A 22,947-nucleotide genomic window follows, 5' to 3' on the forward strand; every position below is an offset into this window, starting at 1 on the left:
AGGTATTAAAACTCTGTTTTCGTTGAGTTTTTAATTAACATATTTTTACCATGTCATTAATATTAAATTTGGAACGACTTGAGATATTTTTACCGTTTTAAGAATATTTTTAAATTATTTCATTTTGTTTCAGAAAATTACTTGTTTTTTAATTGTTGTGGCGGGTCAAGCATGCTGGTCTCAAAGTCAGGATCGATCTGTTTTTAATGCTAAAGTGGTTTCGAATACCTCTGATCTAGAAGGTGTTTATGTAATCAATGCGCAAACAGAAGAAACGGTCTCAACAAATGCATCGGGATCTTTTTCGATTTCAGCAAAAGCAGATGATGTTCTGGTATTTTCTTCGATAAGCTTCAAAGAAAAAAGAGTTATGCTGAAACAAGAAGATTTTTCAAATCTTAATTTTATCGTCAATCTTACTATGGTCATGTACCAATTGCAGGAAGTTGTGATAAGACGGTATGATAATATTAATGCCGAAAGTTTGGGTGTGATTCCGATGGGGCAAAAAAAATATACTGCAGCAGAACGTAAATTACAAACAGCCACGGCATTAAACGCAACAGCAAATGGAGGTTCAATGGCAGGAGGTTCTATTTCGGCAGATCCTTTGTTGAATTTTTTCTCAGGAAGAACAGCGATGCTTAAGAAAGAAGTTGCGGTAGAGAAAAAAGAATTTTTCATGAGACTTTTGGAAAATATGTTTAGTCTGGAACATTTTATCGACCGATTAAAAATTCCGGCAGATTACGTAAAGGGTTTTGAGTATTATGCTGTAGAGAATGAGAAGTTTACTGTGATTTTGAATTCTAAAAATAAGACTTCTACAGAATTTCTTTTAGGAGAATTGGCTGTAAAATATAAAGAAATGATTGCTGGTGAGGGTAAGTAGAATTATATCAATTTTTGTTTTTCTTTTTTTTGTTCAGATTGGTTTTGGGCAAAAAACTGATATGAAGCTATTGATGGGGAAAGTCCAGGAACAGTCAACTTTTGTGGAAGGAGTAAATATTATTAATAATGCCACACAAGTTGCTACGGTTTCAGATTCTGACGGTAATTTTTCTATTGCTGTAAGAGAAGGAGATGTTTTGGTTTTTTCTGCTGTAAACTTAGACCCCGTTAATCGTCGAATATCAGCAGAAGATCTGGCTGTAAATTCTTTAGTTGTGAAAATGACTGCTAAAGAAGTGGAATTAAAAGAAGTTGTTGTAAATGAAAACGCCAATATAACGGCTGAAAATTTAGGAATAATTCCATACGGGCAAAAAAAATATACGCCTGCAGAGCGAAAGGTTTATACAGCTACTTCAACATCGATTGACAAGCTGTTGAATAAAATTTCGGGACGAACAGCGATGCTGAAAAAAGAAGTGAATGTAGAGAAAAAGGAAGCTCTTTTTAGAAAACTAGAATATCTTTTCGACGAGAATTATTACACAGAACGATTGAGAATACCTGTAGATTATATAAAAGGATTTCAATTATTTTGTGTAGATGATGCTGAATTTGCTGTATCTTTGAATACTAAGAACAAAACAATGAGTATGTTTTTAATCACAGATCTAGCAAGAAAATATCTAACAATTCTCGAAAATGAAAAATAAATTAGGAGTACTCGTTGTATGCTTATTTTGTCAAATTATATTAGGGCAAAACGGTTTTAGGAAACCATTACACGGTCAGGTTATAAATGATTTTTTAGCCATAGAAAGTGGTTATGTGATGAATGTCAATGCTAATGTTAGAACCTTTATTGGCGCTGGCGGTTTGTTTGATATTGCTGCACAGCCAAAAGACACTTTGCTATTCTCTGGCCTGACATTTCAATCAAAAAAAATAGTTTTAACTGAGCAAGATTGTGCTCAGATTCTTTTAAAAGTAAAATTGGATTTGGTTAACAATCAGCTTAAAGAAGTTGTTGTTCATAAAGATTTAAAAGTGAAATCTTTACAAGGTGGTTCTCAGAAATATGTAGACACGCAGTTTGAAGACGACAAACAATCTGTTGCGAAAAATAATGCAATGATGTCGGATCAGACTATAAAATACGGAACCGATTTTGTTCGAATCTTTAAAGATGTCAAAAAACTTTTGAGTAAAAAAGACGAGGTAAGAGAGGAAGAAGTTACAGATATTGCTTTTGTAGAATATGCTAAGGACAATTTTACAAAAGATTTTTATTCTAAAACGCTTAATCTTAAAGACGACGAAATTGAGCTTTTCCTGATGTACTGCTCAAACGATCCGCATTCTAAACAATTAGTAGATCCAGATCAGAAATTCCAGTTAATGGACTTTATGATCAATAAGAATAAAGAATTTAAGAAAGCTGAGGCTGCTCAAAAATGAAAAAAGAGTTAGTTTATCCTTTGCTGGGAATTTTCTTTGTATTGTCTTCAGCATTTGCTTTTCATAAATTTTATGTGGGTGTTTTTCAAGTAAATTATGCTGCCGAAAAGAAGATGCTGCAAATTACTTCCCGCATTTTTATTGATGATTTGAATAATGCAATGGAGAAAAAGTATCACAAAAAAACGTTTGTTGGTACAAGCAATGAAACCCCGGCAGATGTTGAATTATTAAAAAAATATTTATCAGAACACTTTTTAATTAAAGTAAATGGGCAGTCGAAAGCCATAACTTTTTTATCGAAAGAAGTAGAAGCTGATGATGTTTTGGTTTGTTATTCAAGAATTAAAGATGTAGATAAATTCAAAACCATTGAGATTTCAAACGCAATTTTGGTAGATTGGAATTCAGAACAGCAAAACATTACACATATTTCAGCATTTGATACTAAAAGAAGTGTTCTTTTTACAGAATCTTCAAGGAAAGAATTGTTAAAATATTAATGTATGGATAAAATTAATGTTTTAATTACTATTTTCACAGCCTAAAGAAATTACCATTAAATTTTTATGAAAAAACTTTCATTATTATTACTTTTTCCTGCAATGTTAGTGGCACAGGATAAAGCAACAACCGCACCTGCTAAACAACAAGGAAAGTACGATACTAATAAGTTTAGCCAAATGTATGACTTGCTGGCGACGCCAAATATGTTTCGTACTGCTTCTGGAGCTCCAGGACCAGCTTATTACCAACAGCAAGCAGATTACAAAATTGATATTGAATTGGATGATAAAAATTCAAAATTAAGCGGATCTGAAACTATTACCTACACAAATAATTCGCCAGACAGTCTGGAATATTTATGGATACAGCTAGATCAAAATCAGGCAAAAGCTAATACGCAGAGTACATTGGCAGAAAGTGATAAGATTAGTCAAGTTCTTCCATTGGATGGTTTTTCTTCTAAATATTTGAAAAAAGATTTGGAGCGCGGTTTTAATATTGAACAAGTTAAGGATGCTAAAGGAAGCGAATTGTCTTATACGATCAATGAAACAATGATGCGTATTAATTTGACTTCACCATTAAAGCCTGGAGAAAAAATTTCTTTTTCAATCAAATGGTGGTACAATATCAATAACTACAGAAAAGAAGGCGGCCGTTCTGGATATGAATTATTCGAGAAAGACGGAAATAAATTATATGTAATTGCACAATTCTACCCAAGAATGGCAGTTTACAACGATGTTGAAGGATGGCAAAATATGCAATTCTGGGGAAGCGGAGAGTTTGCTCTTCCTTTCGGAAACTTTGACGTAAACATTACAGTTCCTGCAGATCATGTTATCGATGCGACAGGAGAATTAACAAATAGAAGCGAAGTATTTACTGCTGAACAAGTAAAAAGATATGAGCAAGCTCAAAAATCATTTGAGAAACCTGTTGTTATTGTAACTCAGGCAGAAGCAGAAGCAGCAGAAAAAGGTTTCTCTGAAAAGAAAAAAACTTGGAAATTCAGTGCTAAAAATGTTCGTGATTTCGGAATTGCTTCTTCTAGAAAATTCATTTACGATGCAATGGCAGTGAAAATTGGAAATAGAACTGTTATGGCAGAATCTGTTTATCCGAAAGAAGCAAATCCACTTTGGGGAGAAACTTCTACAATGGTTGTAGCACATACTTTAAAAAGCTATTCTGCACATACTTTTGATTATCCTTATCCGAAAGCAGTTTCTGTTTCAGCTGAAGATCAAGGTATGGAATATCCAATGATTTGTTGGAATTTTGGTCGTCCTGACGAAAACGGAGTGACAAGCAAAGAAGTTAAAAACGGTATGATTGGTGTTGTTATCCACGAAGTTGGGCACACTTTCTTCCCTATGATTGTGAATTCAGATGAGCGCCAATGGACTTGGATGGATGAAGGTTTGAATTCATTTTTAGAATATCTAGCAGAGCAAGAATTAGATCCAAATTTCCCTTCAAGAAGAGGGCCTGCAAAAAATATTGTTCCTTATATGAGTGGTGATCAAAAGTTCTTAGAGCCAATTATGTCAAACTCTGAGACAATTCATCAATTTGGAAATAACGCTTATGGAAAACCAGCTACAGGTCTTAATATTCTAAGAGAAGTAGTTATGGGAAGAGAATTATTCGATCACGCATTCAGAACGTATGCAAACAGATGGAAATTTAAGCACCCGACTCCAGAAGATTTCTTTAGAACAATGGAAGATGCTTCTGCAGTAGATTTAGATTGGTTTTTTAGAGGTTGGTTCTACTCAACAGATTTCGTAGATATCGGAATTAAAGAGGTAAAACAATACTACGTTTCAGATACTCCAACTGCAGATATTAAAGATGTTAAAGTAAGAAAAGGACGTTTTGGATATGATAAAGGACCTTTTGTTTACTTAGTTGCTGGAGATAATGCAGAAGTTAACAGTTCTAAGAAAAAAGCTTTAAAAGTAGAAGATTTCAAACCTTTGGCTGATTATGTAGATCAGACTTTCACTGCTGAAGAAAAAGCTTCTATTAAATCTCCTAAATATTTCTACGAAGTAGAATTTAATAAACCAGGCGGAATGATTATGCCTATTTTAGTGGAGATTACTTACGAAGACGGATCTAAAGACAATTACAAATACCCAGCGCAAATCTGGAGAAAAAGTAATGAAACCGCTAAAAAAGTTTACGCTACAACTAAAGCAATTAAAAGCATTCAAATTGACCCACAATTGCTAACGGCAGATATTGATGTGACAAACAACTCTTGGCCAAAAGTAGAAACAAAGTCAAAATTTGACTAAATAAAATAAAGATAGAATGAAAAGTTCATCAGGTTTAAAAGCTTGATGGACTTTTTCTTTTTAGGAAATGTATTTTAAAGGACTTTTTAAGTTAATTTTAAAACTCTAAGCTGAAAAGTTTAATATCTTTGCGACAACAAAAATAAAAGTTATGTTTGGTATAGGAGGAGGAGAACTAGTTTTCATACTGTTTATAGTGCTAATGCTTTTTGGTTCTGATAAAGTGCCAGAAATCGCTCGTACAATGGGGAAAGCTATGGCTCAATTAAAAAATGCAACTAATGATATTAAAAGTGAAATTCAGAAAGGGGCAGAGGCTAATGGTCTTGATTCTAAGTCTTTGAATGATATTACAGGAAATATTAATGCAGAAATTAATAATGCAAAATCTAATTTACTTGGAGATACAGGAAATCTTTTAGGAGATACTGCAACTGAAATTGAAAAAGTAAAAGAAGACATTGATACTCTTTCTGGACCTATAAAACGCCAAATGTAATATGCTTGAAAAAATAAAGGAATTAGATAAAGATCTTTTAATCTTTCTTAACGGATTAGGTTCTGAAACATACGATAAATTATGGCTTATTATTACCAATCAATTGTATTGGACGCCATTTTTCTTACTTGTATTCTATTTTATTTATAAAAAAATAGGAGGAAAACAAACCTTGTATTTATTGCTTTTTATAGCCATTCTGATTGCTTTTACAGATCAGACTTGTAACTTATTCAAACACACTTTTCAGCGTTTGCGCCCTTGTAATGATCCTGAGGTTAACTCAATTATTAGGGTGGTTCAGGTTAGAAAATCTTTTAGTTTTTTCTCTGGGCATGCGGCAAATACTATGGCGGTGGCAACATTCTTGTTCTTAGTTTTAAAACGCCACTTTAAATATTTAGGATTTTTATTCCTTTGGCCTTTAATTTTTGCTTACAGCCGAATTTATTTAGGATTGCATTTTCCAGGCGATATTCTTGCTGGATATTTCTTCGGAGCAATTTTCGGATCACTTCTTTATTTGGTGTATCGTAAACTGAAACCGCAGTATTTTCCAGGGTAAATTTTAAAGATGCTAAGGTTCTGAGATACTAAGATTCTAAGTTTTTCCTTTATAATACTAAAAGGCTTTAGTCAAAATACAAATGTATTTCGCTAAAGCCTTTTCTTTTTAAGCTTTTAATAACCTTCAGCTAAAGCTGAAGGCAACTCAAAATATACTTTAATTCAATTCAAAAAACTTAGAATCTTAGTATCTCAGAACCTTCGCATCTTTAAAAAAACTAATTCAGAATTGTTTTTTCGCTCCATTCTAAACCATTTGGGAGTTGCTGTCTGCTAAATTCAATATGGATTACTCTTCTGCGTTCGTTATTTGTGGTTTTATTTGATGCATGAAATAATAAAGGTTTCATAATCATGATGCCACCTTTTTCGATTTCACAAATTGTTTCTTTTTCAGTTTCAAAATCAAGGTTCTCAATTCTCAAAATTCCTTTTGAATGCGAGTTATTGATCACTTTTAAAGCACCATTGTCTTTAGTAGTTTTGTCAATATGAATTCTGATAGTGAAATTATTCTCTAATATTTCTGTTGGAGGTTGAACTGCAAATTGATTTTGTTTTACTGTCCAATTTTCGAAATTTTCTATTTCAGCTTTTCGATCAACAGAAATCGTTAAATCCTGATGATAAGCCACAAACCAATTCGATTTTTCTGGTTTATCAAAATAAATTGACTTCGTTATGAAAAATCCTTCTCCAAAAGTAGATTTTATAATTTCCTGCAGATTTTTATTAAAAACAAAAGGAAGAGTTTCTGGAATTTCTTTATGAAATTGCCTAATCGCAAATAAATCTTGAGACTTTCTGAAAGTCGCATGTTCTTGATTATCTGTAGTTTTGTTTTCAATCAACGAAATTATATTTTCAATTTCAGTTTCTGTAAAAACATTATTTATAATTGAAAAACCTTCAGTATCAATCTGATTTGAATGAATCATTTTAATTGCTTTTAAAAAGAAAAACTTAAAATCTTAGCGCCTTAGCAACTTAGAATCTCAAAAATCTATAATACTCTAGAAACCGTCAATCCATCACGAATTGGCAATAAAACCGTTTCAACTCTTGGGTCGTCTTTTAATAATTGATTGTATTCTAAAAGTACTTTTGTACTCACATCGTTTGGGTGAACTGGATCAAGGATTTTTCCGCTCCATAGAACATTATCAGATAAAATAATACCGCCTTTATTCATTTTTGGAACAATCATTTCCCAGTAGTTTAAGTAATTTTCTTTGTCGGCATCAATAAAAACCAAATCAAATTTTAGGTTTAAATCGGGAATAATGTTTACGGCTTCTCCTAAATGCTGAAAAATTTGTTTTCCCCAAGGAGACATATCAAAATATTTTCGCTGAAAATCGACCAATTCTTCTTTAATATCAATAGTATGTAATTGCCCATTTTCTTGCATTCCTTCGCATAAACACAAAGCTGCATAACCTGTATAAGTTCCTATTTCAAGAATATTTACAGGACGAATCAATTTAGAGAGCATACTTAAAACGCGACCTTGAAAATGACCGCTTAGCATTCTTGGTAAAAGTATTTTTTGGTAAGTTTCTTTATTGAGTTTTGCCAACAATTCTGGTTCTTTTTCAGAATGCTGTTCAATATAATCTTCTAATTCTTGAGATATAAAATGCATGTTGTAGTATCTTGTAATTTAGCTACAAAAATACAAAAATATACCCTTAGTATTGGGCATAAAAAAACCATTCGTTTTGCGAATGGTTTCTGTTTAGATTTAGATGAAATTTATTTTTTCAAAGCTGCATCTACATCTTTAGCAGTTTTTACAGTTCCGTCTTTAGCAGCTTTGGCAGCATTTTCTACTTTTTCTGCTCCTTTTTTAGTTGCGTCTTTCACGTCAGTTGCTGTTTTTTTAGCTGCATTTTCAACGTCATTTGCAGCTTTTTTAGTTGCATCTTTTACATCGTTAGCCGCATTTTCTGTAGCATCTTTTGCTTTTGCAGCAACATTTTCCGCTTTGTTTACCACGGTGTCTTTTACTTCTTCGATATCAGAAGTAAGCGTATCCACTTTGTTTCCAAGAGTTAATTCGTCTTCTGCAGTTTTGTTCTCTTTTTTCTCACATGATTGAACAGCGAATGCTAATAAAGCAATTACAGCTAAACTCAAAATCTGTTTTTTCATAATTTAATTTTTTTAGGTTGATAAAACTTAAAGGTTAAATGGCTGAAAAATAAAGTTACAAATTTTAAAATGATTGAGCTCTTTGTAAGGTTATGTTTTCTTTTGAGAGCAAAACAATTCTTGTGCCAAATTTTGATTTTTGTGTTCTTGCTGTTTATTTTTTTTAATGCGGAAAATTAGTTTTTATATAAGCTGAAATTAATTACAATATCGTCTTTAACTTTAATTAATCCCGCCATCTTTACGGGAGCTTCTAATTCAATATCAGAGAATTTTAAACTTAGAGTTCCTTGAATTTTTTCGTCAGTATTATATAAGATGAAATCTTTGTATTTAAGTGTTTTATCGGTGATGTAAAAGTTTAGTCTGCATTTGTAATTTTTTCCAACAGGTTTTATGTCACTAATAGAAACAGTGCTGTTAGGAAATTTTTTAGCCTTTACGGTTCCTTGTAAATCTTTGGTCATTACTTTATTGCCACAATCAAAGTTTGACATTTTGATTTCGGTATTAAACGTGTTTTTTTTAACTGAATTTACAAAGACAGTATCTTTTATAGGAAAGGTATTAGAGCAATTGTATTTGCCAACAGTTGATAGTCCTGTGATTTCTATTTTTATTTTATTTATTACCACAGCCGTATCTTCTGCAAAAAAAGTGGGTTTAGCACTTCCTAAGAAAAAGAAAACTACTAAACCCATAATTAATATTGAAAATCTTGTTTTCATTTTTTCTTATATTAGAAAGCAATTGTTGCTTCGAATACTAAACCTTCAAATTTACCACCGTAGAAGTTGTTTACATTACCAGTAGCAGGATCCCCTACAAATTGTGAATAATCTTTATATTTTTGATTAACGTAGTTTAATTTAGCTAAAATGTTTTTGGTCATAAACCAACCAGCGCTTGCTTCAAATTTATCTACGGTAACCTTTTTAGCATCAGCATTAGATAATTTTCCAGATACTGTATTGTATTTTCCTCCAATATAGAATTGTTCGGTTCCTCCAAATCTGTAAATAAGTTCTGAAGCATATTGATTAGCAGTACGTTTGTCGTCTGTGCCAGCTTTATCTCCTCCTGAAGCTAATTCGATAGTTCCAAAGAATTCAAGTCCTTTATATTTTACAAAAGGGTTAATCATGTATGTTGTAGCCCAATTTTTGAAATTAGGGTTGAACGTTGCCTCTGGAGTAGATGTTTTACTGAAACTAGTAGCTACATCAGTAGTAGTTGTAGTAACATTGCCGTTAGCATCGGTCTTAGTGATAGTATTTTTATAAGGGTTATTATTCAATATGCCCCAGTAACCAAATCCTGATCTATTAGCAGAATATATGTTTGCGTTACCAAGATTTGCATTATGGTAATAAGAACCAGTTAATCGTACTCTTAAATCGTCATTAAGCTGTTTATCATAACCAAATTTAGCTAAGACTGAAGGACTATGTGTTGTGTTAGTGTTTGGTCCAGTAGTGTAAAAAACTTCTTCATTACTTTGATTTAAATTACCATTTGTAACACCTAACATGCTTACCCATCCGCTTCTGTTGTAGTAAACCTCCATACCCATTTCTGTAGTGAAAGAATACATGATGTTGTTTCCAACAAATGCGTTTCTGATTGTATTACCATTATCAGATCCTCTGAAGTGGGCATCACCAAAATTGTTTTCCATTTGTCCAATTTTAATTGTAGCATATTTCATTACATCAGCCAAGAAATCTTTTTTGATGAAGTCTAACTTGTCGATTTGCAAGTATCCACCTTTCACATAAGAATCATTGTGGTGTCTAGAAGCTAAATAAATATCTAAATTTACTCTTACTCCGTCAAACAATTGAGCACCAATATACATATCAGCTCCAGGAAGAGTAAAATTGTTTTCAGTATTCATTAAACGATATCCAGTAATTGTTCTAACAGTTGTTGTACCTGCATTAGTCATTGTGGTAGTAGAATTAGCAGCTTGGTCGTTGAATGAATTTGTTGCTTGAAAATCCATGTTGAAAGCTCCACCAAGGTCAATGCTTAAACCTTTAAATTCTCTATCATCTTTTTGAACATCGAAAACGTTGATACCGTCTTTTCCTCGAGAGATTTGGTTTTGCATATTTCCAAAGCTAACTTGTGCCTGAACTGTAAATGTGCTAATTACTGTAATAAGTAGGATATAAATCTTCTTCATGGCTTATAAATTAAAGGTTAAATTAAATTTTATAGTTAGGTCCTGACCTGTTTTTATGGTTCCAAGCATTGCTGTTGGAGATTTCATTCCGAAGTCTGCAAAAGTGATTTTATTAGACCCTTGAAGGTTTAATCCGTCTTTTGTAACCGTTGTTTTTACAGAAGTTTTGTAAGCTTTGCTAACTCCGGCAATGGTATAAGTTCCAGTTAATTCCCAAGTCGTTTCGTTTACTTTTTCAGCAGATTTCAAAACATATTTAATTTGTTTGTTTTTATCTGTTTTTAAAGTCTCATAAGCCACTTTATCCATGCTTTTTTTCTCGCTTTTTACGCTTTCCGCTAAAAGAGTAATTGTCAAAGTTTCAATATCAGTTAGCTTTCCATTAGCGATGTTCAATGAGGCAGTTCCCGTTCCAGACGCTGATTTCATTTCCCAGTCATGAAGCGTAGATGTACCTGCTACAGAAAAAGTTGATTTGTTATCTAAAGTGTATGATTTTTGTGCTGTCGCAAGTGACGTAATTCCAAAAATTGCAAACACAAGGGCGAATAATTTAATTTTATTAGGTTTCATTTTAATTGTGATTTTGATTAAAAAAAATAGATAAACTCGGCCAATTCTATCTCTAAGTATTTATTGTTTACTTTTAACTTGTATCAAAGATCTACTTATAAACCAGCTTGGTACATGATAAAAATCATTGTTAAAATTTTATTAAATTGGTATTTAATAACTACAACGTTTTCATTTTTTGCAAAATCAGTAAACTGGGGATTGAATTTTATTAAATTGATAATTTTAACACTTGCTTGAATATGAGAAAATTTTAAAAGAATGTTATTTTTAACATTAGATAGAATTTTTTTAGCTTAAAATGATATTGAAGATTAGAGTTAAATCTTTTCCAGCTCTTACAACCCCAAGAGCAGCTTTAGGAGGTGTCATTTCAAAATCTCCAAAAGTAATTTGGTTAGAACCTTGCAGAATAATACTTCCTTTATTGGCAGTTACTTTTACCTGAGTTTTATATTCTTTGCTTACACCTGCAATGGTGTAAACTCCAGTTAGGTTCCAAGTGTTCTCGTCAATTTTTTCAGCAGATTTTAAAACGTATTCAATATGTTTATGAGTTTCGGTATCTAAAGCTTCATAAGCCACTTGGTCCATACTAGTTTTGTAGCTTTTTAAACTTTCTGCCAATAATGAAACTCTTAAGCTATTTATGCTAGAAATTTTAGAATCCTTAATGATTAAATTGGCCATGCCTGTTCCTTCTGTAGATTTCATTACCCAGTCGTGTACTGTAGAAGTTCCTGCTACTTCAAAAGTTGAGTTTGCAGCTACGATATAATTTTTTTGTGCATTTGCCTGTAATGCCATTGTTGTGAAAATTACTGTTAGTAAAAATGATTGAATTGCTTTCATGTTGATAAGTATAGGTTAGTCATTCAAATAAGGAAGATTAAAAATTCAATTAGTGGTTAAAGAATCAAAAGCTATCCGTATTTCTTAGACCAAAATTATCGCGCGCGCGAATAAAAAGGAATGATAAAAATCATGGCTAAAGTTTTATTAAATTCTTATTGTAAAGACAGCGAAGCCTTATTAATGCCGTGATTGTATCTTTGAGTAAAATAATTTGAAGCGTAAGTAATTGCTTGATAGTTTGTTGTGTGTCTTTAATTGAAACACGGAGTATTGTTTTTTTGAGCCCATTTTTTTCGGAAGAAATCAAGAAAAAAAGCTGTAAAGTGTTTTAAGTTTTAGAAAACACTGGAAATAAATTAACTTTGCAGCATGCAAATGGAGAAAAAAGACATACGAGCCTTATCAAAAGATCAGCTTCGCGATTTTTTTGTTGAAAATGGCGATAAAGCTTTTCGCGGAAATCAGGTTTATGAATGGTTATGGAGCAAAGGCGCTCATAGTTTTGAAGACATGACAAATGTGGCAAAAGCCACAAGGTCTATGCTTGAAAATAATTTTGTAATCAATCATATTAAGGTTGATACAATGCAGAAAAGTAGCGACGGAACAGTAAAAAATGCAGTGAGGCTTCATGATGGACTTGTGGTTGAATCTGTTTTGATTCCTACAGATACCAGAACTACTGCTTGTGTTTCTAGTCAAGTTGGCTGTAGTTTAGATTGTAATTTCTGTGCGACAGCAAGATTAAAGAGAATGCGTAATCTGGAACCAGGAGAAATTTACGACCAGGTTTTGGCTATCGATAAAGAAAGCCGTTTGTATTACAATCATCCGCTTTCAAATATCGTTTTTATGGGAATGGGAGAACCTTTAATGAACTATAATAATGTCATTAAAGCAATCGACATGATTACTTCAGAGGAAGGTTTAGGAATGTCTCCAAAACGAATCATGGTTTCGACTTCAGGAATTCCGAAAATTATTAAAAAAATGGCAGATGATGATGTTAAGTTTAAACTCGCAGTTTCTTTGCATTCGGCTATAGATGAGACTCGTGCGCGCATTATGCCTTTTAGTAAAAATTTCCCTTTAAAAGATTTGCGAGAAGCTTTAGAATATTGGTATAGAAAAACGAAAAGTAAAATCTCTTACGAATATGTAGTTTGGAAAGGAATTAATGATGATAAAGCTTCGGTTGATGCTTTAGTTAAATTCTGTAAATATGTACCATGCAAAGTCAATTTAATTGAATACAACCCAATTGATGACGGCGAATTCCAACAAGCTTCAGAAGAATCAATTATGGCTTACATAAAAGCGCTTGAAAATATTGGAATAGTAGTAAAAGTGAGAAGAAGTCGAGGAAAAGACATCGACGCCGCTTGCGGACAACTAGCGAACAAAGAAGCATAAAATATACTACTGAAGTTCTCATCACCAGATTTGCTTCGCTAGAAGCATTTCATCGGTAGGAAAAAAATGGAATGTATTTATAAAATGTTCCAGCGGAACATCTGATTTAATTGGTCTCAGATTCGGGTTTAAAACCCTGCAATTTATTGCAGTACTTTAGTAATGCGAAAAAATAAAATCTTTGAGTTTTTTTATCATTGCTAATAAGTTTTCGAAATTGAGAGACTTTCAGTCTCTCGTCAAACAAACCTCTGCACTTTCAGTGCAGAGTGATTTAGTTAATAAAAAAGCATTAAGAACAAGATTTTCATGTTCTTAATGCTTTTTTGTTAGGCAAAAAGGGTTTTTATTAATGCTTTTTTGCATTTTTTTTCAGTTAAAGGCATAAATTATTTAAATCCTAACCTAAAATACACAACGTATTTTTATTTAAAATAGTATATTTGGTGATTAAATGAATATTACGTCACAAATAAAGCAGCCTATTTTTAACGAGATGGAACTTTTCGAAAAAAAGTTCCATGAGTCGATGACTTCTAAGGTTGCATTACTAAATCGAATCACATATTATATTGTAAACCGCAAAGGAAAACAAATGCGTCCGATGTTTGTTTTTCTTACTGCAAAAATGGTTTCAGGCGGTACTGTGAACGAAAGAACCTATCGCGGAGCTTCAGTAATTGAATTAATTCACACGGCAACTTTAGTACACGATGATGTTGTAGATGATAGTAATCGCCGTCGCGGATTTTTCTCAATCAATGCGCTTTGGAAAAATAAAATCGCCGTTTTGGTTGGAGATTATTTATTGTCTAAAGGTTTATTGCTTTCTATTGATAATGGCGATTTCGATTTGTTGAGAATTATTTCCGTAGCTGTTCGCGAAATGAGCGAAGGCGAATTGCTTCAAATAGAAAAAGCAAGAAGACTTGATATTACCGAAGACGTTTACTACGAAATCATCAGAAAAAAAACCGCAACTCTTATTGCAGCGTGTTGTGCGCTTGGCGCGAAAGCCGTAATCGAAGATGATGCTAAGGTAGAAAACATGCGCAAATTCGGCGAATTGATCGGAATGGCTTTTCAAATCAAAGATGATTTATTTGATTATAGCGACGAAGCGATCGGAAAACCAACTGGAATAGATATTAAAGAGCAAAAAATGACTTTGCCTTTAATTCATGTTTTAAATACTTGCACTCCACAAGAAAAAAAGTGGCTGATAAATTCTATCAAAAACCACAACAAAGACAAAAAACGCGTAAAAGAAGTGATTGCCTTTGTGAAAAATAATAATGGTTTGGCTTACGCCGAAAACAAAATGGTAGAATTCCAGCAGGAAGCACTTGCATTACTTCAAAATTTTGACGATTCAGAATACAAAGACGCTTTGACTTTGATGGTGAATTATGTTATTGAAAGAAAGAAATAATTCTTGATTTATTAATATTTTTATTGTTAAATTTGGACTCCGAATTTAATTCTAAACTATGACTACCTTAATTATTACAGTTTCTTTTCTACTTATCATTATTTTCATTATTGTGCTTTACAACGGTTTTGTTTCCAAAAGAAATCGTGTAGAAGAAGCTTTTAGCGGCATCGACATTATCTTAAAAAAGCGATTCGATCTAATTCCGAATCTTTTAGAAACTGTAAAAGGGTATATGGAACATGAAAAGGAAACGCTCATGTCTATTGTAAACCTTCGAAATCAGGCTTTGAACACTAATAATTCAGACGAAAAATTAAAACTGGATCAACGGCTTAATAATGCTGTGGGATCAGTTTTCGCATTGGCAGAAAACTATCCTGACCTAAAAGCAAATACTAATTTTTTAAATCTCCAGTCAGATTTAGGAGAAATAGAAACTGAAATAGAACGCTCAAAAAGATATTATAACGGGACAGTAAGAGAATATAATATTGCAGTTGAATCTTTTCCAGGTAATCTGATTGCTGGAATCTTTGGTTTTTCGAAAAAAGATTACCTCGAATTAGAAGAGCAAAATCAAAGAGAAACACCAAAAGTTCAGTTTTAATTCCTTAATTATATGCAACTAAAAAATATATTTTTAGTATTATTTTCTGTTTTATTTTATCAGATTCAGGCGCAGGAGCGAATTTTAGATTTTGACGTTAAAGTTCAAATCGAAAAATCAGGAACCATTCAGGTTATCGAAAATATTACGATAAAAGCAGAAGGAAATGTTTTTAAACACGGACTTTTAAGAACTTTTCCATTAACCCGAAAAGATAAAGACGGGAATGATATCGATGTGAAATATTCGATAAACTCCATTAAAAAAGACGGATATACCGAAGATTATTTTACAGAAGAAGATGAAGATTATTGGAAAGTTTACATTGGAAGCGCAGCCGTTGAATTAGAAAACGGAACATATAAATACCAGATCAGTTATAACGTTCCGTTTCAGATTGGCTCTTTTGACAATTATGATGAACTGTATTGGAATGTAACTGGAAATGGCTGGAATTTTCCTATTGATAAAGCAACCTGCCAAATTTATCTCCCATCTGAAGAGAATAAATTTGAAAACTTACATTGTTATACCGGTAGTCAAGGGTCTTCTGATTCAAATTGTATTAGTTCCTTAAATGACAGTAAAACAATTGTTAGTTTTTCGGCACTCCAACTTAAAGCAAATGAAGGGTTAACAGTCGCGGCTTCATTTTCTAAAGGAATTGTTGATCCCTCAGCTCATGTTCAAAAATCAAGTTTTTTTTATAAACTAATAAAAACCTATTTCTGGTCTGTTGTTTTTGTAACTGGAATGTTTCTTTTTTTCTTTTTTAGTTGGAGAGAACATGGAAAAGATCCCGTTCAAACAGTGATACCCGAATTTTTGCCTCCTTTTGATTGGTCTCCTGCACTTGTAGGGTATGTTTATCATAGAAAGCTCAATTCAAAAATACATATGGCCTCAATTATAAATAGTGCAGTAAAAGGCGCTATCAAAATTTGTTCTACCATAGAAAGCGGCATTTTTGTAAAAGAAAACAAATACGAAATTGAAGTTTTAGAAAAAGAATCGAAATATTTAAGTTCTGAAGAATCAGCTATAGTAGATAGTTTTTCTAAAAAAGCAAAAATAAAAGTGCAGGATTCTAACTATAGGATTTTTGAGAAAGCTTATTCTAAATGGACTACGGCGATAAAAGATCAAATTGATTTAGAGGAAATTTACCAAAACAATACGCGACTAAAGTGGATTGGTTTTGTGATTTTTGTAATTGGAGGATTGATTTATGAGATATTGTCCAAAGATAAAGGATTCGTAAATCATGGTTTTTATACAGTATTAATTTGTGCTGTGGCAGGATTAACCTATTGGTTTTCAGAAGGAGAAAAGAGAGTTGGTTTGCAGATTTTAAGATTCGTTTTAGCTTTCTTTATTTATTCACTGGCAATCGGAATATTTTTAATGACAATTCCTTTTTTAGGCGCAATAGAAATTATAATAATTGGTGTCGTTTTTTTAATGTATATCATCTACGTAATGACATTGGGGAAATTTACAGAAAAAGGAGCGGAAGAATTTAATCGATTAGAAGGATTTAAGTTATATCTCGAAACTGCGGAGAAAGACAGAATGAATATGTTGAATCCGCCTGAGCTGACACCTCAATTATTTGAAAAATTACTTCCGTACGCAATTGCATTGGGAGTCGAAATAAAATGGGGAAAACAATTTGAAGAAATTTTAGAACTCGCAAAATTTAATCCAGATTGGTATCAAGGAACCGATACTTTTTACAAGCAGCCAACACTATTTTTATCTGGTTTTGGAAATTCTGTAAGTTCAGCAGGAACCGATCCAACTCCCCCTAGATCATCGAGCTCTTCATCAAGTTCTTCATCAGGAAGCAGTGGTAGTTGGAGCAGCGGCAGCTCTGGTGGCGGCAGTTCCGGCGGAGGTGGCGGAGGTGGCGGAGGCGGAGGTTGGTAAAACCAGTTCCGAAGCTATTATTTAAAGGAAATTTGCATACAGAGAACTTCCAGTAGTTGGATTTTGATTAGAAATAATAAAGCCTCTTTTAGATTTAAAAGAGGCTTTATCCATATAATAATGTAGCAAATTACTCTGCAGTTTGTACTTCAGGTTCTGGTTTGTCTTTTTTCTTAAATTCATCAATAATTCCCAGAAGCATTAATAAGGCAAATATACCCCATCCAATTGCCCAGTATAAACTACTGTTTGAAGTGTTTTTTTCTTTTTCTGCTTCTAATTTTGCTTTCGGATCCTCAATATTAAAGTTTGGATCATCTTTTAAATAATAAACCTTTAATGCATTTGATGTTGGCAATTTAGAGGTAAACGTATGCTCTCCTTCATATTTGTTTCCGTTAACTTCAAAATGATATCTGAAATCATAAGTTTTCATAGGCAATCCAGCAATTTTAACCGTAGTTTCTTTGTATTCAGGATACAATTGCGCTTCTGCTGTAGAATTGTCAAAAATCATTTTTTCATAGTTAGAAATAGCTTTATTGTCACCGCCTTTAATGTACTCAGATGTACATTGTTTACAGCATGCAATTGCTACAATAAGGATTATTATTCCTCCAATTTTGTCTTTTAAGTTTTTCATTTTAAATTAAGATTATGAGTTTGTTTTGGGAACTTGAGGTTATAAATATAATCTTTTTAACAAATAATTAAGTTTTTATTTTAATAATCAGCAGAGAAAATAAATGCTTGTACACCGATTTTGTCAGAGTTTCTTAAGTTTACATTAGATAAAATCAAGATTCGAAATCAGTTTTGGAATTTATTTTTTTGAAAATTTTAAAACCTCATGCAACCATTTCAAATCGACAATCGTCTATGCTAATAGAAGTCTGTTTCTAAACCAAAACCGAAAAGCTTATTAATGAAAATTATAGCATTACATCAAGAAGAAACCAAAATCATAAAGCTGGCTGCCGAGAACAATCGTCAGGCACAGCAACAGATTTATAGTAAGTTTTCTTCGAAAATGTTAAGTGTGTGCCGTCAATATATAAAGGACATACAATTGGCAGAAGATGTAATGATTACGGCTTTTATGAAAGTGTTCACCAATTTAAGCAAGTTTGAACATAAAGGAAGTTTTGAAGGCTGGATCCGCCGAATTATGGTTAACGAATGCATTTCTTACTTAAGAGTTCAGAAAAAAGTAAAATTTGCCGAAGATGAATTTTTTGTTGAAGAAAGCTTTAATGAAATCGACAGCCAATTTACAGTAGAACAGATTCAGTATTTAATTGATGCTTTACCAGATGGCTACAAAATGGTTTTCAATTTATATGCGATTGAAGGTTACAAACACAATGAAATTGCCAAGATGTTAGGAATTAATGAAGGAACATCAAAATCGCAATTATCACACGCTAGAAAAATGCTGCAAACACAAATTACAATTTTAAAAAAACAAGATAATGGAACCGAATAATTTTGAAAAGGATTTCCGTGAGAAACTAAACCAACGCGAAATTGAACCAAGCAGCAAAGCCTGGGATCGATTGGATGCCATGTTGAGTGTAGCAGAAGAGAATAAGCCGATTAAATTGGATTCAAAAAAATCAAAAAGGAAATGGTTATTTATAGCAGCGAGTTTCATTGGGTTTTTATTGGTTGGAACGTTGTTTTTCAATCAAAATCAAAATACGTCTGAAACGCCAAAACCTATTGTAGTTGAAAAAGAAATCGAAAAAGAATCGGTTTCAGAACCTGTTATTCATAATGTTAATTCAGTAAAAACAGAAACTGCGATTGCTGTAAAATCTTCAGTGGAACCTCCAAAAAAACAAGAAAAAAGTAATTCCGAAGCTTCACGACAAATTTCAAATAAAATCATTAAAAATGAAGTAAATCAAATAGCGGAGTCTTCAATCATCATCAAAAACAATCAAGAAAAACAATCAGCAGAGAATCAGGTTTTAATTGCAGAAACTTCAAAGAAAGAAAATGTCGATCAGTTGTTAGAAACGGCTGAAAACAAGATTTTAGCACAAAATGCAGTTAAAACAAAATCAAAAATCAAAATTAATTCTAACGATTTATTAGATCAGGTAGACGGTGAACTGGAACTTTCTTTTAGAGAAAAAATGATTGCAAAAATCAATAAAAGTTACCGCACGGTTAAAGTCGCTGTTGAAAATCGAAACATTAAAAATTAAATCATCAATCAAATCAATCAAAAAAAGTAATCATGAAAAATTTTACAATTTATCTATTTCTCTTAGTATTCCTATTTGTTACAAAAATGGTAGGACAAGAAACTTTTGAGAACAAAGCAAAAGCAATTGCGGTTAATATCGAAAAAATAACGAATGAAGAGAAAGCTGCTTTAAAAAAAGAAGTCGATGAGGTTAATAATCAGTTAGTCGAAGGAACAATTTCTAGAGAAGAAGCAGAGAAAAAGAAAAAAGATTTTGCCGAAAAAAGAGCTCGTAACATCGAAAACAGAGTGGCAATTGAGCAAGAAAAATTGCAAGAATTAGTTCAAGAAAAAGTAGATGGAAAAGTAAATTACACTAAAGAAAAAGGCGGGACGGTATTGTTAATTGGAAGCAAGGATTCAATCAGGCCAAATCAGACTGAAATAAAAATTCCAGCAATGAAAGTGTACGAAGGACAAGATGAAAAAGTAAGAAGAGAATCTAAAAGAACAACTTCTCAGTTTGTATTTGCAATGGGGTTGAACAGTGCAATGGTTGATGGGAAACTTCAGGATTCGAATTATGATTTTATCGGGTCGCATTTTTACGAATGGGGTTTGACTTTAAATTCCAGAATTCTAAACGACAACAATTTGTTGCATGCTAAATACGGACTTTCATTAATGTATAATAATCTTCGCCCAACAGACAATCGTAGTTTTATAGTAAATGGCAATCAGACAGATTTGGTAACAAATCCGATACACTTAAAAGAATCTCGTTTTAGAAATGTGTATTTGGCAGTTCCTGTTCATTTAGAATTTGATTTTTCGAAAGATGGAAACCATGACGGGAAAAGTTACTTCAGAACACACAAAGGATTCAGAATGGGATTTGGAGGATATGCTGGAATCAATGTAAAATCGAAACAGATTTTAAAATTTGAAGACAATGATTATAAAACCACTCAAAAAACAAAAGGCGATTATAATGTAAATAATTTTGTTTACGGATTAAGTACTTATATAGGATATAAAGCGACAAGCCTGTATTTAAAATATGATTTAAATCCAATATTTAAGAATAATACAGTAGACGAAAACAATATTTCATTAGGTATTCGCTTCGATTTCAATTAAGAAGAAAATTAAGTTTAGTTAGTAAAAAGGGCATCTCGAAAGAGGTGCTTTTTTTTGGTTTAAAATCATAAAAATTCCAACAAGATTTACGTATTTTTGCAAGCTCTAAACTTTTAAAATTTAATACATTTTGATTTCACAAGCCACCATTGATTCTGTTTTTGAAACTGCTCGAGTAGAGGAGGTTATTGGTGATTTTGTGAACTTGAAACGAGCAGGAAGTAATTTTAAAGGTCTGAGTCCATTCTCAGACGAGCGTTCACCTTCGTTTATGGTGTCACCTGCAAAAGGAATCTGGAAAGATTTTAGTACAGGAAAAGGCGGGAATTCTGTTAAATTCTTAATGGAGCATTCGCAATTTACCTATCCGGAAGCCATCCGATATTTAGCTAAAAAATATAATATCGAAATTGAAGAAACCGAACAGACAGAAGCCGAAAAAGCAAACACAGATCTTCGCGAAAGTATGTATTTGGTTTCCGAATTTGCAGCCAAATATTTCCAGGATGTTTTGGTTAATTCTGAAGAAGGAAAAGCAATAGGTTTATCGTATTTTAAAGAAAGAGGATTTACGAATGAAACCATTAAAAAATTCAATTTAGGATATTCTCCAGAAACTTGGGATGCTTTGACGAAAGAAGCCTTAGGGAAAGGTTATAAATTAGAGTTTTTAGAAAGTACAGGATTAACAATTCCGAGAGAAGACCGTCCGTTTGATAGATTTAAAGGACGTGTAATGTTCCCGATTCAAAGTATGTCGGGACGTGTTTTAGGTTTTGGAGGGCGTATTTTAACCAATGATAAAAAAGCAGCAAAATACCTAAACTCGCCAGAAAGTGATATTTACCATAAAAGTAAAGTCCTTTACGGAATTTATCATGCAAAACAATCTATAGCGAAACAAAACAATTGTTATTTGGTTGAAGGGTATACCGATGTAATTCAGTTTAGCCAAGCTGGAATCGAGAATGTTGTGGCATCGTCTGGAACTGCATTAACGCCAGATCAGATTCGTTTAATAAATCGTCTTACTCGAAATATCACCGTTCTTTTTGATGGAGATGCGGCTGGTTTACGAGCGGCCATTCGTGGAATTGATTTGATTTTGGAAGAAGGTATGAATGTTCGTGTTTGTTCTTTTCCTCAAGGAGAAGATCCAGACAGTTTTGCACGAAAAAATTCGCATGATGATTTAGTTGCTTATCTAGAAAACAACAGTAAAGATTTTATACAGTTTAAGGCTTCGATTTTAATGGGCGAAGCTAAAAATGATCCGATAAAAAAGGCCGATTTGATTCGCGATATGGTTACGAGTATTTCCAAAATTCCAGATCGTATTCAGCGTGAAGTGTATATTCAGGAATGTGCCCGAATCATGGATATTTCGGAGCAGGTTTTGACAAGCACTTTGGCGCAGCTGATTCAGAAAGATATTGCTGACGCGAATAAAAAACAGAAACAGGATCAAAGACCTTTTGAGGTGGTTAGAAATCAGCCTACGCAAGCAGGGACGTTTTCAGGAGGAGATCCGGATGATCCAAGAACAGGCCCTCCTGAAGGTTACGATTATCCTGGAGATATGGGGAATTATCCGCAAGAGCAAAATCAAAAAGTAGATATTTTATATGGTTTCGAAAGGAAAATTATTGAGGTTTTACTTTTGTACGGAAGTGTCGTAGAAAATTTTGAAGATGTTTTTTTGAAGGCAGATGAAGAAGGAAATGTAAAGGAAGTTTCAGAAAAAAGACAATATAAAGTATTTGAAAAAATATATTTAAGTCTACAGGAAGATGAAGTAGAACTGTCAAATGCGTTATTTCAAAATATTTATAAGAACATTATTGATTTTTACAATCAGAATGAAACATTTAGTTTAGATAAATATTTGATGCATTTAGAACCTGAATTTGCTCAGGAAGTAACCAATATTTTGATGGAAGACGAAAGATTGACCATTCATAATTGGGAAGGACAGAATATTTTTCCGAAACAAAAAAGTGAAACTATCGAACAGAATGTTTCTGAAACGATATTTTCTATGAGATGGTATTTGGTGTCTGGAATTATTGCAGAATTAAAGAATTCTCTTTTAACCGATCCGCAAGAAGATAATTCAGAAATTTTGAGTATGGTTATCGATTATTCTAAATTGCTGAATAACTTTTCGAAGAAATTAGGCCGTGTAGTAGTGCCTTATCACTAAAAAGAAAAAACTCTATCTAATTTGA

Annotated in this window: 23 protein-coding genes; 15 read left to right on the forward strand and 8 right to left on the reverse strand. The window is 32.7% G+C overall.

Annotated features, from left to right (window positions below):
• The first annotated feature begins 124 nt into the window (after positions 1 to 124).
• The 7 genes from QLQ96_RS08710 to QLQ96_RS08740 all read left to right on the forward strand — a co-directional run bounded on the left by QLQ96_RS08710 (position 125) and on the right by QLQ96_RS08740 (position 6,229).
• Positions 125 to 892, forward strand: a complete 768-nt coding sequence (locus QLQ96_RS08710) for a peptidase associated/transthyretin-like domain-containing protein (RefSeq protein ID WP_482496304.1) — start codon at positions 125 to 127, stop codon at positions 890 to 892.
• A 61-nt stretch (positions 893 to 953) separates the two neighbouring features.
• Entirely contained in the window at positions 954 to 1,607 is a 654-nt protein-coding gene (locus tag QLQ96_RS08715) for a carboxypeptidase-like regulatory domain-containing protein (protein WP_482496305.1), read from the forward strand.
• Complete coding sequence (gene bamP, locus QLQ96_RS08720) at positions 1,597 to 2,352, forward strand: BamP family beta-barrel-assembly machinery protein (protein WP_482496306.1); 756 nt, start codon at positions 1,597 to 1,599, stop codon at positions 2,350 to 2,352. Before QLQ96_RS08715 ends, bamP begins: the two co-directional genes overlap by 11 nt.
• The gene (locus QLQ96_RS08725; protein ID WP_482496307.1) at positions 2,349 to 2,855 is read left to right on the forward strand and encodes a DUF6702 family protein; all 507 of its coding nucleotides are present in this window, start codon (positions 2,349 to 2,351) and stop codon (positions 2,853 to 2,855) included. The genes bamP and QLQ96_RS08725 overlap by 4 nt, the downstream gene beginning before the upstream one ends.
• A 66-nt stretch (positions 2,856 to 2,921) precedes the next feature.
• Complete coding sequence (locus QLQ96_RS08730; protein ID WP_482496308.1) at positions 2,922 to 5,165, forward strand: M1 family metallopeptidase; 2,244 nt, start codon at positions 2,922 to 2,924, stop codon at positions 5,163 to 5,165.
• Positions 5,166 to 5,316: 151 nt separating this feature from the next.
• Positions 5,317 to 5,664: a Sec-independent protein translocase subunit TatA/TatB gene (locus QLQ96_RS08735; protein WP_008467194.1), complete on the forward strand. Its 348-nt coding sequence runs from the start codon at positions 5,317 to 5,319 to the stop codon at positions 5,662 to 5,664.
• Position 5,665: 1 nt separating this feature from the next.
• Positions 5,666 to 6,229: a phosphatase PAP2 family protein gene (locus tag QLQ96_RS08740; RefSeq protein WP_482496309.1), complete on the forward strand. Its 564-nt coding sequence runs from the start codon at positions 5,666 to 5,668 to the stop codon at positions 6,227 to 6,229.
• Between the two features lie 220 nt (positions 6,230 to 6,449).
• On the opposite strand, the gene QLQ96_RS08745 is transcribed toward QLQ96_RS08740, so the two are convergent.
• The 7 genes from QLQ96_RS08745 to QLQ96_RS08775 form a co-directional block, all read right to left on the reverse strand.
• Positions 6,450 to 7,169, reverse strand: coding sequence for a phytanoyl-CoA dioxygenase family protein (locus tag QLQ96_RS08745; RefSeq protein WP_482496310.1), 720 nt, complete (start codon positions 7,167 to 7,169; stop codon positions 6,450 to 6,452).
• A gap of 65 nt (positions 7,170 to 7,234) precedes the next feature.
• Positions 7,235 to 7,876: an O-methyltransferase gene (locus tag QLQ96_RS08750; protein ID WP_482496311.1), complete on the reverse strand. Its 642-nt coding sequence runs from the start codon at positions 7,874 to 7,876 to the stop codon at positions 7,235 to 7,237.
• Positions 7,877 to 7,986: 110 nt separating this feature from the next.
• Positions 7,987 to 8,385 (reverse strand): hypothetical protein, encoded by a 399-nt coding sequence (locus tag QLQ96_RS08755; RefSeq protein ID WP_482496312.1) that lies wholly within the window; start codon positions 8,383 to 8,385, stop codon positions 7,987 to 7,989.
• 176 nt (positions 8,386 to 8,561) lie between these two features.
• Positions 8,562 to 9,113, reverse strand: a complete 552-nt coding sequence (locus QLQ96_RS08760; protein ID WP_482496313.1) for a hypothetical protein — start codon at positions 9,111 to 9,113, stop codon at positions 8,562 to 8,564.
• 11 nt (positions 9,114 to 9,124) lie between these two features.
• Positions 9,125 to 10,573, reverse strand: a complete 1,449-nt coding sequence (locus QLQ96_RS08765) for a hypothetical protein (RefSeq protein WP_482496314.1) — start codon at positions 10,571 to 10,573, stop codon at positions 9,125 to 9,127.
• 3 nt (positions 10,574 to 10,576) lie between these two features.
• Positions 10,577 to 11,146 carry a YceI family protein gene (locus tag QLQ96_RS08770; protein ID WP_482496315.1) on the reverse strand — a complete coding sequence of 190 codons (570 nt, stop codon included), beginning with the start codon at positions 11,144 to 11,146 and terminating at the stop codon, positions 10,577 to 10,579.
• Positions 11,147 to 11,437: 291 nt separating this feature from the next.
• Positions 11,438 to 11,998, reverse strand: a complete 561-nt coding sequence (locus QLQ96_RS08775) for a YceI family protein (RefSeq protein WP_482496316.1) — start codon at positions 11,996 to 11,998, stop codon at positions 11,438 to 11,440.
• 372 nt (positions 11,999 to 12,370) lie between these two features.
• On the opposite strand from QLQ96_RS08775, the gene rlmN reads away from it, so the two are divergent.
• The 4 genes from rlmN (at position 12,371) to QLQ96_RS08795 (ending at position 17,385) form a co-directional block, all read left to right on the forward strand.
• Positions 12,371 to 13,414 (forward strand): dual-specificity RNA methyltransferase RlmN, encoded by a 1,044-nt coding sequence (gene rlmN, locus QLQ96_RS08780; RefSeq protein ID WP_482496317.1) that lies wholly within the window; start codon positions 12,371 to 12,373, stop codon positions 13,412 to 13,414.
• 454 nt (positions 13,415 to 13,868) lie between these two features.
• Positions 13,869 to 14,846, forward strand: coding sequence for a polyprenyl synthetase family protein (locus QLQ96_RS08785; protein WP_482496318.1), 978 nt, complete (start codon positions 13,869 to 13,871; stop codon positions 14,844 to 14,846).
• A gap of 58 nt (positions 14,847 to 14,904) precedes the next feature.
• Entirely contained in the window at positions 14,905 to 15,456 is a 552-nt protein-coding gene (locus QLQ96_RS08790) for a LemA family protein (protein ID WP_482496319.1), read from the forward strand.
• 12 nt (positions 15,457 to 15,468) lie between these two features.
• A complete protein-coding gene (locus tag QLQ96_RS08795) occupies positions 15,469 to 17,385 on the forward strand; it encodes a DUF2207 domain-containing protein (RefSeq protein ID WP_482496320.1) in 1,917 nt (638 codons plus the stop codon).
• Between the two features lie 130 nt (positions 17,386 to 17,515).
• Here QLQ96_RS08795 and QLQ96_RS08800 read toward each other — a convergent pair whose 3' ends face one another.
• The gene (locus tag QLQ96_RS08800; protein ID WP_482496321.1) at positions 17,516 to 18,028 is read right to left on the reverse strand and encodes a hypothetical protein; all 513 of its coding nucleotides are present in this window, start codon (positions 18,026 to 18,028) and stop codon (positions 17,516 to 17,518) included.
• A 282-nt stretch (positions 18,029 to 18,310) separates the two neighbouring features.
• Here QLQ96_RS08800 and QLQ96_RS08805 point away from each other — a divergent pair, with 282 nt between their 5' ends.
• The 4 genes from QLQ96_RS08805 to dnaG all read left to right on the forward strand — a co-directional run bounded on the left by QLQ96_RS08805 (position 18,311) and on the right by dnaG (position 22,922).
• A complete protein-coding gene (locus tag QLQ96_RS08805; protein WP_482496322.1) occupies positions 18,311 to 18,871 on the forward strand; it encodes an RNA polymerase sigma factor in 561 nt (186 codons plus the stop codon).
• Complete coding sequence (locus QLQ96_RS08810) at positions 18,858 to 19,598, forward strand: hypothetical protein (RefSeq protein WP_482496323.1); 741 nt, start codon at positions 18,858 to 18,860, stop codon at positions 19,596 to 19,598. The genes QLQ96_RS08805 and QLQ96_RS08810 overlap by 14 nt, the downstream gene beginning before the upstream one ends.
• A 32-nt stretch (positions 19,599 to 19,630) precedes the next feature.
• Complete coding sequence (locus QLQ96_RS08815) at positions 19,631 to 20,719, forward strand: OmpH/Skp family outer membrane protein (protein ID WP_482496324.1); 1,089 nt, start codon at positions 19,631 to 19,633, stop codon at positions 20,717 to 20,719.
• 130 nt (positions 20,720 to 20,849) lie between these two features.
• Positions 20,850 to 22,922, forward strand: a complete 2,073-nt coding sequence (gene dnaG, locus QLQ96_RS08820; protein WP_482496325.1) for a DNA primase — start codon at positions 20,850 to 20,852, stop codon at positions 22,920 to 22,922.
• Positions 22,923 to 22,947 lie beyond the last annotated feature (25 nt).

This window comes from Flavobacterium sp. B167r (genome assembly GCF_056824315.1).

Coding starts and splice junctions, on each gene's coding strand:
- bamP (WP_482496306.1), top strand. CDS start 1,597: ATGAAAAATAAATTAGGAGTACTCGTTGTATGCTTATTTTGTCAAATT.
- rlmN (WP_482496317.1), top strand. CDS start 12,371: ATGCAAATGGAGAAAAAAGACATACGAGCCTTATCAAAAGATCAGCTT.
- QLQ96_RS08740 (WP_482496309.1), top strand. CDS start 5,666: ATGCTTGAAAAAATAAAGGAATTAGATAAAGATCTTTTAATCTTTCTT.
- QLQ96_RS08765 (WP_482496314.1), bottom strand. CDS start 10,573: ATGAAGAAGATTTATATCCTACTTATTACAGTAATTAGCACATTTACA.
- QLQ96_RS08785 (WP_482496318.1), top strand. CDS start 13,869: ATGAATATTACGTCACAAATAAAGCAGCCTATTTTTAACGAGATGGAA.
- QLQ96_RS08755 (WP_482496312.1), bottom strand. CDS start 8,385: ATGAAAAAACAGATTTTGAGTTTAGCTGTAATTGCTTTATTAGCATTC.
- QLQ96_RS08810 (WP_482496323.1), top strand. CDS start 18,858: ATGGAACCGAATAATTTTGAAAAGGATTTCCGTGAGAAACTAAACCAA.
- QLQ96_RS08745 (WP_482496310.1), bottom strand. CDS start 7,169: ATGATTCATTCAAATCAGATTGATACTGAAGGTTTTTCAATTATAAAT.
- QLQ96_RS08750 (WP_482496311.1), bottom strand. CDS start 7,876: ATGCATTTTATATCTCAAGAATTAGAAGATTATATTGAACAGCATTCT.
- QLQ96_RS08725 (WP_482496307.1), top strand. CDS start 2,349: ATGAAAAAAGAGTTAGTTTATCCTTTGCTGGGAATTTTCTTTGTATTG.
- QLQ96_RS08805 (WP_482496322.1), top strand. CDS start 18,311: ATGAAAATTATAGCATTACATCAAGAAGAAACCAAAATCATAAAGCTG.
- QLQ96_RS08735 (WP_008467194.1), top strand. CDS start 5,317: ATGTTTGGTATAGGAGGAGGAGAACTAGTTTTCATACTGTTTATAGTG.
- QLQ96_RS08730 (WP_482496308.1), top strand. CDS start 2,922: ATGAAAAAACTTTCATTATTATTACTTTTTCCTGCAATGTTAGTGGCA.
- QLQ96_RS08790 (WP_482496319.1), top strand. CDS start 14,905: ATGACTACCTTAATTATTACAGTTTCTTTTCTACTTATCATTATTTTC.
- QLQ96_RS08815 (WP_482496324.1), top strand. CDS start 19,631: ATGAAAAATTTTACAATTTATCTATTTCTCTTAGTATTCCTATTTGTT.
- QLQ96_RS08795 (WP_482496320.1), top strand. CDS start 15,469: ATGCAACTAAAAAATATATTTTTAGTATTATTTTCTGTTTTATTTTAT.
- QLQ96_RS08775 (WP_482496316.1), bottom strand. CDS start 11,998: ATGAAAGCAATTCAATCATTTTTACTAACAGTAATTTTCACAACAATG.
- QLQ96_RS08760 (WP_482496313.1), bottom strand. CDS start 9,113: ATGAAAACAAGATTTTCAATATTAATTATGGGTTTAGTAGTTTTCTTT.
- QLQ96_RS08770 (WP_482496315.1), bottom strand. CDS start 11,146: ATGAAACCTAATAAAATTAAATTATTCGCCCTTGTGTTTGCAATTTTT.
- QLQ96_RS08800 (WP_482496321.1), bottom strand. CDS start 18,028: ATGAAAAACTTAAAAGACAAAATTGGAGGAATAATAATCCTTATTGTA.
- QLQ96_RS08715 (WP_482496305.1), top strand. CDS start 954: ATGAAGCTATTGATGGGGAAAGTCCAGGAACAGTCAACTTTTGTGGAA.